At 73.4% G+C, this 10,796-nt stretch carries 10 protein-coding genes; 8 read left to right on the top strand and 2 right to left on the bottom strand.

Going from position 1 to position 10,796, the window contains the following annotated elements:
• Positions 1–6: 6 nt before the first annotated feature.
• A complete protein-coding gene (locus tag ACFVIM_RS27935) occupies positions 7–1,884 on the bottom strand; it encodes a hypothetical protein (RefSeq protein WP_384306833.1) in 1,878 nt (625 codons plus the stop codon).
• Positions 1,885–2,208: 324 nt separating this feature from the next.
• On the opposite strand from ACFVIM_RS27935, the gene ACFVIM_RS27930 reads away from it, so the two are divergent.
• The 5 genes from ACFVIM_RS27930 to ACFVIM_RS27910 all read left to right on the top strand — a co-directional run bounded on the left by ACFVIM_RS27930 (position 2,209) and on the right by ACFVIM_RS27910 (position 6,690).
• The gene (locus tag ACFVIM_RS27930) at positions 2,209–2,772 is read left to right on the top strand and encodes an RNA polymerase sigma factor (RefSeq protein ID WP_384306831.1); all 564 of its coding nucleotides are present in this window, start codon (positions 2,209–2,211) and stop codon (positions 2,770–2,772) included.
• Complete coding sequence (locus ACFVIM_RS27925) at positions 2,769–3,620, top strand: zf-HC2 domain-containing protein (RefSeq protein ID WP_384306828.1); 852 nt, start codon at positions 2,769–2,771, stop codon at positions 3,618–3,620. Before ACFVIM_RS27930 ends, ACFVIM_RS27925 begins: the two co-directional genes overlap by 4 nt.
• A 318-nt stretch (positions 3,621–3,938) precedes the next feature.
• The gene (locus tag ACFVIM_RS27920) at positions 3,939–4,745 is read left to right on the top strand and encodes an ATP-binding cassette domain-containing protein (protein ID WP_384306825.1); all 807 of its coding nucleotides are present in this window, start codon (positions 3,939–3,941) and stop codon (positions 4,743–4,745) included.
• Complete coding sequence (locus ACFVIM_RS27915) at positions 4,742–6,127, top strand: hypothetical protein (RefSeq protein ID WP_384306822.1); 1,386 nt, start codon at positions 4,742–4,744, stop codon at positions 6,125–6,127. Before ACFVIM_RS27920 ends, ACFVIM_RS27915 begins: the two co-directional genes overlap by 4 nt.
• Complete coding sequence (locus ACFVIM_RS27910) at positions 6,124–6,690, top strand: hypothetical protein (protein WP_384306819.1); 567 nt, start codon at positions 6,124–6,126, stop codon at positions 6,688–6,690. Before ACFVIM_RS27915 ends, ACFVIM_RS27910 begins: the two co-directional genes overlap by 4 nt.
• A gap of 209 nt (positions 6,691–6,899) precedes the next feature.
• Here ACFVIM_RS27910 and ACFVIM_RS27905 read toward each other — a convergent pair whose 3' ends face one another.
• Entirely contained in the window at positions 6,900–8,204 is a 1,305-nt protein-coding gene (locus ACFVIM_RS27905) for a serine hydrolase domain-containing protein (RefSeq protein ID WP_384306816.1), read from the bottom strand.
• Between the two features lie 336 nt (positions 8,205–8,540).
• Here ACFVIM_RS27905 and ACFVIM_RS27900 point away from each other — a divergent pair, with 336 nt between their 5' ends.
• Genes ACFVIM_RS27900 through ACFVIM_RS27890 form a run of 3 tightly spaced genes read left to right on the top strand, consistent with a single transcriptional unit; the run spans position 8,541 to position 10,719 of the window.
• Positions 8,541–9,728, top strand: a complete 1,188-nt coding sequence (locus tag ACFVIM_RS27900) for a lipid-transfer protein (RefSeq protein WP_384306813.1) — start codon at positions 8,541–8,543, stop codon at positions 9,726–9,728.
• Between the two features lie 2 nt (positions 9,729–9,730).
• A complete protein-coding gene (locus ACFVIM_RS27895) occupies positions 9,731–10,324 on the top strand; it encodes a MaoC family dehydratase N-terminal domain-containing protein (RefSeq protein WP_384306809.1) in 594 nt (197 codons plus the stop codon).
• Complete coding sequence (locus tag ACFVIM_RS27890) at positions 10,321–10,719, top strand: MaoC/PaaZ C-terminal domain-containing protein (RefSeq protein WP_384306806.1); 399 nt, start codon at positions 10,321–10,323, stop codon at positions 10,717–10,719. Before ACFVIM_RS27895 ends, ACFVIM_RS27890 begins: the two co-directional genes overlap by 4 nt.
• Positions 10,720–10,796 lie beyond the last annotated feature (77 nt).

Below are 10,796 nucleotides of genomic sequence, written 5' to 3'. Positions count from 1 at the left end.
GGCGGGTCAGGATCCGCCGACCCCCGCGCCCGCCGCGGCCTCACGGGCGTCCTTGGGCAGCCGGGTGTCGAGCGCGGCGCGGTGGCTGCCCGGCGTCAGCCGGTTCAGCTCCCAGCCGCCCCGGTCCCGGGTGGTCGCCCGCAGGTTCCAGGCGGCGGCCATGCCCGCGTACAGGAACCCCTTGTCCTCGAACGGCAGGAACACACGCACACCGTGCTGCGAGCGGTTGCCGAAGCCGTCGAGGGTCTCCGCGACGGCGGGCTTGGCCGGGTCGTCCATGCGCCAGACGTCACCGCCGCCGAGGGTGGCCTTGAGGGAGGGACCCGCGATCGTCTCCAGATACCTCCGCGTGGTGTCCGACAGCCCGTTGTTGACGGCGGTGAACCGGGCACCCGGGGTGATCAGGCCCGTGTTGTCGAAGGTCGCCATGTACAGCCGGTCCTGGAAGACGGTGAACGTCCACGCGTAGGAGTTGCCGACATTGCCGTTGAAGCCGGACGGGCCGAACTTCGGCGACTGGCCGAGCAGGTTCTCCTTGGCGGTCCACCGCTTGGTGTTGGGGTTGTAGACGGGCAGCTTCCGCTCCCCGTACAGCAGGGTCGTCCGCTGCTTGTCGGTGCCCGGGTCGCTGATCCGGAAGACGGTCGCCGGACGGCTGCCGGAGATCATGTCGCGCTTGCGCAGCACGTCCCCCTTGGGCTGTGCCGCCTCGCCGTAGGTCTGCCACATCGTCTGCACCGCGCCGACGGCGGCCTGGTTGTAGCTCCCCACATACAGCTCGCCCCGCCACTCCGTGAGCGCGCCCCACGCGACGCCCTTGCTCAGCGCCGGATCCGGGTCGTACTGGTCCCAGGAGAAGATCGGCTCCCAGGCGGCGGCGGTGTCGAAGGTCAGTCCGGACGGCGGGACCGGCGGGCTCATCCAGATCTTCGCGGGACCGCCGCTGACCGCGCCCTTCTGCCCCGGGATCTGGGTGCCCCAGCCGGAGACCACCAGACGGTCGCGGAAGGTGGTGATGTAGCCCGGGTCGTTCTCCAGCTGGGCGACGACCTCGAAGGCGAACGGGTTCTCCTTGTCCCCGGTCCAGCGCAGCACCCGCCCGCCGCTGGCGCCCGGGGCGCGGGCGGCCAGATACAGATTGCCGTCGGCGGCGACGACGCCACCGCGCGCGCTCACCAGGTCGGAGTACGCCTTGGAACCGAGGAACCTGCCGGTGGCGCCCTCGAAGGCGAACATCGACAGGCCCGTGCCCACCGACTGCCCCTCGGCCACCAGCTGACCGAAGAGGAACACCACACCGTCGTCGGAGGCCGCGCCCCGCAGACCCACCGTGCGCTTGAGCAGCGGATCCGAGGCGGGCGTGAGGTCCTGGACCTTCTGGGTGTCGGCGTGGACGCGGAAGACGCGCGGGGTGCGGGCGTCCCCGTGGAGCGCCCCCAGCTCCCCGGCGGCGGCGCCCTCGCCGAACTCGCACACCTCCGCGTTCCTGACGTGGTTCGGTGTGGCGTCGCCGGAGAAGCTGGAGGAGGCGTTGCACGTGGCGTTGGCGAGGGTGCCGAAGTAGGCGTAGTCACCGGAGCGGGCCGCGCTCCAGACGTACCCGCCGTTGATCTTGGGCTGGAAACCGGACGGGCAGGAGCCGTTCACGGGCTTCGGCCGCGCACCGCCGACCGACCGGAAGCACTCGTCCACCTGCGCCCGCGCGGTCCGCTGGACATCGAGGACCGGGCCCCGGGGCGTCGTGGTGGAGGCGCGCGGGGGTGTGTCGGAGGGGGCGGCGGTCGCGCTGACGCCGGGGGCGGCCAGCAGGGCGAGGGCGGCCACGCCGGTGGTCAGGCGCGCCAGGCGGCGGCGGTCCCGGCGGGGCTTTCTGGAGAGGGGCATGTCGTACACCTTCGTGTCGTCGTCCGCTCACGTTGTGCGGCGTGATGAGCATCGGCGCGCACTCCGGGGGTGCGTCAACGGGCGCGGGCGGGCGGGTGGAGCCAGGTGCGGGCGGGTGCCAACGGGTGCGGGCCGGTGGGTGGAGCCAGGTGCGGGCCGGTGGGGGGCGACGGGTGCGTGGCGCTCACCGGCCGGACGCGGTGCGACCATGGCCGACGGGGCAGCCCACCGTCCCCGCCCGGCGTGCGCGTTGGCGGCTTCCCGTACGTGACCCGGATCACCCCGCGGGGAAAACCCGTGGCCCCGGCCGGACGTCTAGCAGGTGTGAGAGAGGCTGGGGCGGCGGTGCCGCGGGAACTGGACGAGGAACATCTGGTGCGACGGGTGGCCCGGGGGGACCGGGCCGCCTTCGAGGAGCTGTACCGGCGTACGTCGCCGTGGCTGGCGGTGCGGCTGAACCGCCGCTGCGCCGACCCGCAGATCGTCGCCGAGGTCATGCAGGAGACCTATCTCGCGGTGTGGCGGGCGGCGGGCTCCTTCGCCGGGCGCGGCGCCGGGGGGACCGCGGCCGGCTGGCTGTGGACGATCGCGGCCCGCCGTCTCGTCGACGCGTTCCGCCGCCGGGCCCACCACGCCGAACCACCGCCCGCCGCGGCCGGGCGCGCCCTCGCGCCCGCGGCCGAGGAGGAGGCACTGGTGGCCACCGTCGGCGGCGATGTCGGGGACGCGCTGCGCCTGCTCGCCCCGGAGCTGCGCGACGTGCTCCAGGCGATGGTGCTCGACGGACTGTCCGTCCGGGAGACCGCCGTTCTGCTCGGACTGCCCGAGGGAACGGTCAAGACCCGCGCCCGCCGGGCCCGGATCGCGATGCGGGAGGCACTGACATGAATGCGGAACACATCACGGGCGCCTCGGACGGCGCCTCCGTGGCACACGCGTCGGCGCGGCTCATCGACGGGTACGCGCGGGGCGCCATGGACCTCGTCGCGGACGAGGTCTGGGCGCTGGAGGCCCATCTGGAAGGGTGCCGGGTCTGCCGTGACCGGCTGTCGGACGCCGTCATGGCCGGGGCGCCCGCCGTCGTGGCGCTGACCGAGGCCGTCTGGTCCGATCTCGGACCCCGGCTGGCCGAGGTCGCCCCCGCGCCCCGGCGCCGCCTCCGGGCCCGGCTCTCCACCTGGACGACACCCGCCATGACGCCCTGGCTGGCCATGGTGCTGGCCGTGACGGCGCTCGCGCTCCTGCTGGACCTGGTGGGGCCGGGCGCGGGCCAGATCTCCCTGGTGCTGCTGTTCGCTCCCGTCCTGCCGGTCTGCGGTGTGGCCGCCTCCTGGTCGCGCGGCCTGGACCCGGCGTACGAACTGACGGCCGCGACGCCGAGGGCCGGGCTGCCACTGGTGCTGCGGCGCACCGCCGCCGTCCTCACGGTGGTGATCCCGCTGCTGCTGGCCGGGGGATGGGCGACGGGGGTGACGGCCGCCCAGTGGCTGCTGCCCTGTCTGGCCTTCACCGCCCTGACCCTGGCGCTCGGCGGGGTGATCGGCGTGACCCGCGCGGCCGTCGCGCTGGTGGTGGCGTGGACCGGACTGGTGGCGGCGCCGACGCTGGTCACCAGCCGGACGGCCGTCGTGCTCCAGACGGAGGGGCTTCCGGTGTGGGGGCTGCTCCTCGCCCTCGGCGTCGCCGTCGTCATCGCCCGCAGGGGCGCGTACACCGTGCTGGGCGCCCACCGCTGACCTCTGAGCGGCCGTGACGGCGCCCCCTGGGACGTCCGTACGGACGGGACCGGCCGGCCGGAGACGCGGACGCGGACGCGGGCGCGGGCGCGGGTGCCGACGGATGGCCCGGCCCGGCCCGAGAACGTGTGTGAGACCTACCAGGAGAACCACCCTGAGCACTCCCGTCAGAACCACGAGTGCCACGAGTACCACGAGTGCCACGAGTACCACGAGAGCCGCCGGAAGCGCCGGAAGCGCATCCTCCGAAACCGCCCTGAGCGGTGCTGGCGACACCGTGAACGGCACCGAGAAGACTGTGAGAGAAAGGCGCGCGTCATGCCCCTGGTGAGCAGGATCGATATCGCCCCCACGGCCTACGCCTGGGAGATCCGGGCGACCGGGCTGAAGGTCAGAGCCGGCCGGAAGCGGATGGCCGTCGACGGGCTCGACCTGTCGCTCGGCACCGGTGTCCACGGCCTCCTCGGCCCCAACGGCGCCGGCAAGACCACCCTGATCCGGGCGCTGGCCACGGTGCTGCGCCCCGCCGGAGGCGAGCTGGAGCTGCTCGGGGAGTCCCTGGGCGGACTTGGCGAGCACCGTGCGCTGCGCCGCCGGATCGGCTATCTGCCGCAGGAGTTCGGCTACTACAAGCGCTTCACCGTGCGCGAGTTCGTGGAGTACATGGCCTGGCTGAAGGAGGTGCCCGCGGCGGACATCCCCGCGGCGGTGCAGCGGGCCGTCGAACGGGTCGGGCTGGCCGACCGCGCCGATGAGCGGATGAAGTCCCTGTCGGGCGGGATGGTGCGCCGCGCGGGCGTCGCCCAGGCCATCGTCAACGACCCGGCGATCCTGCTGCTGGACGAGCCGACCGTCGGGCTGGATCCGGCGCAGCGGCTGCGCCTGCGCGAACTGCTCCAGGAACTGGGCCAGGACTCCTGTGTGGTCGTCTCCACCCATCTGGTGGAGGACGTGGCCGCCGCCTGCACCGACGTGGTGCTCTTCGCCGAGGGGCGGCTGGTCTTCCAGGGCACCCCGGACGAACTGGCCTCGATCGGGAGCCCGGACGATGTGGGCGACAGCCCGCTGGAGCGCGGCTACTCGGCGCTGCTGGCCGGGCCCGTGGGGACGGGGGGTGCCTGGTGAACCTCCGTATCCCGCGCATCGAACTGCGGCGTTCCGTCGCCCCCTGGGCCGGGGTCGTCGTCCTGGTGAGCGCGCTCGCGTTCTTGCACCTGGTCTCCGGGGCGTGGGCGAAGGGCCCCACACGGTGGACCGGGCAGTGGACCTCCATGGCCCTGTGGACCCGGCATCTGCTGCTCTTCCTGTGGCCGCTCGCCGTGGGGCTCGGGGCCCTCCAGGGGCTGCGTGAACCCCGTTCGGGCATATCCGAACTGCTGGCCACCACCCCGAGGCCCGCATGGCACCGCGCCGCCGCCCTGGCGGGCACGACGGCCTTCGCGCTGGTCTCGGCCTTCGCGCTGCTCGTCCTCCTGGGCGCGGTACGGGTGCTCGCGGGCGACGCCACGTACACCCACCTCGGCTGGCTGCCCATCTCGCTGGTGGGAGCGCTCGCGCTGGCCGCGGGGGCCGTGCTGGGCATGGGGGTGGCGCGGGCGCTGCCCTCCGTCCTCACCCCGCCCGCCCTGGCCGTGGCCGCCTTCCTGCTCTCCAGTGTCCTGCGGCAGACCGCGGAGGACGCGGTACCGACGTCCGCCGTGCCCAACCGCCTGTCGCTGCTGGCGCCCGCCGTGGCGGACGTACGCGAGACGCTGCTGACCCTCTCCGTCCCGGTGCACCTCGGACAGACGCTGTGGCTGCTGGGCCTGGCCGCCACGGGTCTCGCGCTGCTGGCCGCCGCCACCCCGCGGGCCCGGCTGCTCGCCCTCACGCCCCTGGTGGCGGGCGGGGCCGTCGCCGCGCTGGTGCTCCCGGCCGACCCCCGCGACACGTACGTCATCGACCGGGCCGCCGCCGCGCGGGTCTGCGAGGGCGCGGTGTGTGTGACGACCGCCCAGCGGGCCCGCCTGGACGATCTGGCGGGTCCGGGCGCGGAGGCGCTGCGGCTGCTGCGCGGCGCCCTGGGCGACCGGGCGCCCGTCGCCATCCACGAGGCCACCGACCTCCGGGGTCACTTCGCCACCCCGCGGCGGCTGCGGGACACCGTGCTCATCGACTTCGAGGACCGGACGATCGGCGACGCCCGGGGCGAGCGGCTGACCCGGGCGCTGGTCGCCCAGGGCCTGGCCCCGCTCTGCGTCCCCCGCAGCGACACCGTGAGCGGCACCCTGGAGGAGACCGTCGCGCAGAGCGTCGCCGCCGCCTGGGTCTTCGGGGACGGCGTCCGGCCGCTCGACGGCACCATGCACACCGTGCGCCACCAGGCCGAGGCGGCCCGCCCGGTCTGGCGGACGTTCAGCGCGCTGCCGACGGGGGAGCAGCGGCGGCGGATCGCGGCGCTGCACTCCGCCGCGTTCTCCTGCTCCGGTGACCCGCTCGCCGCGCTGACGGGTGGTGCGTCCCGGTGAGATGGCTGACGCTCTACGCGCGCTCGCGGGGGGTGCCCGCCTCGCTCGCCGCCGTCGTGGCCCTGGCGGTGGCGGTGTGGGCGCTCGGCCGGAGCGGCGGCGGGGGACCGGGTGACCTCCGGCTCACCGCGCTCGTCCTCGCCGCCGGGGTGATGGCGGTCGCGGCCGGACTCGGTGGACAGGATCTCGCGCTGGACCGTACGGCCGCGATCCGCTGGGTGCCCCGCCGGGCGGGACACGTCCTGCTCGGCGGGGTGGCCGTCGGCGCGGTACTGATGCTGGTGGGTGGTGAGCGGGTCTCCGCCGCCGTCGTCGTGCGCGACGGTGCGGGGCTGATGGGGCTCGCCGCCCTCGGGGCGGCGTGGTGCGGGAGCCGGTACGCCTGGCTCCCGCCGTTCGGCTGGCTCATGGTCTCCTTCGTCGTCCCGCCCGCCACGACCGGGGCGAACCAGGTCCTGACCTGGATGGTGTCACCGCCGGGAACGGCGGTCGCCGCCTGGACGGCCGTGGCCCTGGCGCTCACTGGCATCGCCGTCTACGTGGTGGCGGGTCCGAGGCGCTGACCCGCGAGATCCGGTGACCGTCGCGCCGGGGCGCGGGTCGATGGTGCCGTGCGGGGTGTCAGGGTACCGGGCGGGCCCTGGGCAGGGGTGCCACAGGTCAGGACCGGAACTCCGGCCACCGCGCCCTGCGGGCGCTCCACCGCGCGGGGCCACGGGACGCGCCTCCCATGGCCCCACGCCTCTCGTACCAGGGCTACGGCGCGTCGCCCTTACGGCGCGGGAACAGCCCGGTTCACCGGGACGCCCAGGACCGCCGTGCCCTTACCGGCCCGTTCGGCCGTGCCGCCGCCTCGGGCCTGGTCGCCCTTGGTGACGTCCTTCCCGCAGAACTGGGCCTCCTGCATACCGATGAACAGTCCGGCGCTGTTCTGGTCGAGCCAGTCACCGTTGATGTTGTACGCCAGGGTGTGGCGGCCGTCCTCCGTGGCGACCGCGTTCGAGAGGGAACCGGGCCAGCCGCCGCTGTGGCCCCACAGGGTGATGCCACAGCCGATGGTCGTCGCCTCCAGCCCCAGCCCGTAGGAGGAGTTCGGGTCCCTCGGGTTGGGGACGGTGTCCTTCATGGCCTTGAGCTGCGCCGGGGCCAGCAGCCGTCCGCCCAGCAGCGCGCTCAGGAACCGGTTGAGATCGGCGGCGGTGGAGATCATGTCGCCGTCCGCCCAGGACTGGGTGGGGTTCTGGAGGGTGACGTCGTAGACCTTCTGCCCGGCCGAGGGCGGGCCGGAGAAGAAGGTGGTGTACGCCCGGCCGCTGGGCCCCGGCATCCTCGGGTCGGTGCGCGGCATCACCGTCGACCGCAGCCCCAGCGGGCCGATGATGCGGCGCTCGACCTCCCGTTCGTAGTCGCGTCCGCCGACCGCCTCGATCACCAGCCCGGCCAGCACGTAGTTGGTGTTGGAGTACTGGTAGGCGGCACCAGGGGGGAACGTCGGCGGGTGGGTCATCGCGATCCGTACCGCCGTCAGCGGGGAGCGGGTCTCGAACCGGTGCTTCATAAAGGCCGGGGAGGAGATGTACTTCCGGTTGTACTCGGGGTCGCCCGCGTAGTCGAAGACCCCGCTGGTGTGGTTGAGGAGCTGGCGGACGGTCATCGTCCGGCCGTCATGGCCGTGGCCCCGCACCAGTCCGGGCAGCCAGCGCTCCACGGTGTCGTCGAGGTCGAGCCTGCCCTCGGCCTCCATCTGGAGCAGGACCGTCGCCACGAACGTCTTGGTGATGGAGGCGATACGGAAGTGGTCGCCGGTTCCGCGCGGGGCCTGGGTGCGCAGGTTCCCCACGCCCGAGGCACCCTTCCACGCTCCCCGGGCGTCGCGTGCGTGGGTGGTCACCCCGGGGATGCCCGACGCGACGAGCGCGTCCATCGCGCGCTGGGTCAGCTGATGGGAGCCGCCGCGCTGGCGCTCGGGAGTCCCGCCCTCGTCCCCGGCCCGGGCCGGTGTCGCCAGCGCCGTCACGGCCACTGCCGCGGCGGCGAGTCCCACCACACCCGTACGGGTCCGTCGTCCTGCTCGCATCAGCGCTCCTCGCTGTGTGGGTGAAGGGCCCGCGCGCGCCGTCCCCACGGCGCGTCCGGGTGTCGACCGGTGTCCCGGACCGGTGGTGCCGGTCGCTGTCCCGGGCCGGTGTCCCGGGCCGGTGCGTCGGCCGGTCGTCGCGGGGAAGGACCGCGTCCGGCCGTCCGACGGTTGATCGGCGGGCGTCGGCTGGCTGGAAGTGATCGTTGCGACACCGGGGTGCGCATCACCGAGACCGTACTCCTTGAAAACCCATCCAAATTTTCAAGTCACCCTTGACACCTGCATAGGAGGCGCAGAAAGTGAAGGGGCGCTAACCAACTCACTGGAGGGTTTATGAGCCGCAGAGTGCTGGTGGCCGGGGTCGGGATGATTCCGTTCGCCAAGCCCAGCGCGGGCCGGACGTACGACGAGATGGGCGCGGGCGCGGTGAGCATGGTGCTCCGTGACGCCGGACTCCCCTACGACACGGTCCAGCAGGTCTACGCCGGTTATGTGTACGGCGACTCCACCTGCGGTCAGCGGGTGGTCTACCGCTCCGGGAAGACCCGGGTACCGGTGATCAACGTCAACAACAACTGCGCCTCCGGCTCCTCCGCGCTCTGGCTCGCCCGGCAGGCGGTCGAGAGCGGTGCGGTGGAGTGCGCGCTCGCCCTCGGTTTCGAGCAGATGCCGCCCGGCGCCCTGAGCCCCAAGTGGACCGACCGCCCGCTCCCGCTCACCGACTTCGCCGACACCCTGCGCACCCTCTACGACATCGACCCCGGACTCTCGCTGACCCCCCAGTACTTCGCCGCCGCCGGTCGGGAGTACCAGGAGAAGTACGGGATGCGGCCCGAGACCTTCGCCAAGGTCTCGGTCAAGGCCCGCGCCCACGCCGCGAACAACCCGTACGCCGTCTTCCGCGACCCCATCACCGAGGACGACGTGCTCTCCTCGCCCCGGATCGCGGGAGCGCTGACCCGGCTCCAGTGCTGCCCGCCCACCTGCGGCGCCGCCGCCGCGATCCTCTGTTCGGAGGAGTTCGCCCGCCGCCACGGCGTCCGGCGCGCCGTCGCCATCGCGGCCCAGACCCTCCAGTCCGACGCGGCCGACGTCTTCGACCGCTCCAGCGCCATCTCCCTCGTCGGCGCCGACGTCACCCGCGCGGCAGCCGCGGAGGTCTACGAGAGGGCCGGGGTCGACCCCCGGGACATCCCCGTGGTCGAGCTGCACGACTGCTTCACCGTCAACGAGGTCCTCTGCTACGAGGGACTCGGCCTCTGCCCCGAGGGCGGCGCCGAGGAGTTCATCCTCAGCGGCGACAACACCTACGGCGGCCGGGTCGTCACCAACCCCTCCGGCGGACTGCTCTCCAAGGGCCATCCGCTCGGCGCCACCGGCCTCGCCCAGACCGCCGAGATCACCTGGCAGCTGCGCGGCGAGGCAGGCGCCCGCCAGGTCGAGGGCGCCACCCTCGGCCTCCAGCACAATCTCGGCCTCGGCACCGCCGGAGTCGTCACCCTCTTCGAGAAGGTCTCCTGAACATGCCCATCGACCGTGCCGTCATCGGCACCCGCGTCCCCGGCCACACGGTCGAGGTGGAGCGCGGCAGGCTCCGCTTCTTCGCCCGCGCCACCGGGCAGGACGATCCCGCCGTCACCGATCCCGAGGCCGCGCGGGCGGCCGGTCACCCGGATCTGCCGGTGCCGCCGACCTTCCTGTTCTGCCTCGATCTGGAGAACCCGCACCGGGGCCGGTTCCTGACGGAGCTGGGGATCGACCCCCGTACCATCCTCCACGGCGAACAGTCGTTCACCTATCACGCGCCCGCCTACGCCGGGGACACCCTGACCTTCGCCACCGAGGTCACCGATGTCTACGCGAAGAAGGGCGGCGCCCTCCAGTTCATCGTCCGCACCACGGAGGTGACCCGCGACGGCGCCCCGGTCGCGACGCTGACCGGAACCATCGTCGTCCGTGAGCGGGCCGGGTCCCGTGCGTCGGCCGGGTTCGGTGAGTCTGCCGGGTCCGGTGAGCTGGTCGCGACCGACGAGTTGGGCAGCTCCGGTGAGTCGGCCGGGACCGATGCGCGGGCCGGGTCCCGTGCGGCGGCCGCGCCTGAGGAGGATGCGGCGTGAAGACCGGTGACACCCTCACCCTGACCGCCCCGACGGTCACCCGCACCACCCTGGCGCTCTACGCGGGCGCCTCCGGGGACCACAACCCCGTCCATATCGACATCGACGCCTGCCGTGCGGTCGGCATCGACGATATCTTCGCCCACGGCATGCTCTCCATGGCCTATCTGGGGCGGCTGCTCACCGACTGGGTACCCCAGGAGCGGGTGCGCTCCTTCGGGGTCCGTTTCACGGCGGTCACTCCGGTCAACTCCACCCCCGTCTGCACCGGGACGGTCACCGGTGTACACGACGGCGAGGCCCGTCTCGATCTGACGGTCGCCCTGCCCGACGGCACCGTGACCCTCCGGGGCACCGCCGTGATCTCCCTCGACACATCCGTTTCGGCTCAGTGAAGGACGTCAGGACTATGGGAACGCTGGTGGGCAGGGTCGCTGTGGTGTCGGGTTCGGGGCGGGGGATCGGGCGTGAG

This window comes from Streptomyces sp. NPDC057638 (genome assembly GCF_042800315.1).
Classification (GTDB): Bacteria; Actinomycetota; Actinomycetes; order Streptomycetales; family Streptomycetaceae; genus Streptomyces.
Note: the sequence above shows the minus strand (reverse complement) of the source record. Positions and strands in the feature narration are given on the sequence as shown.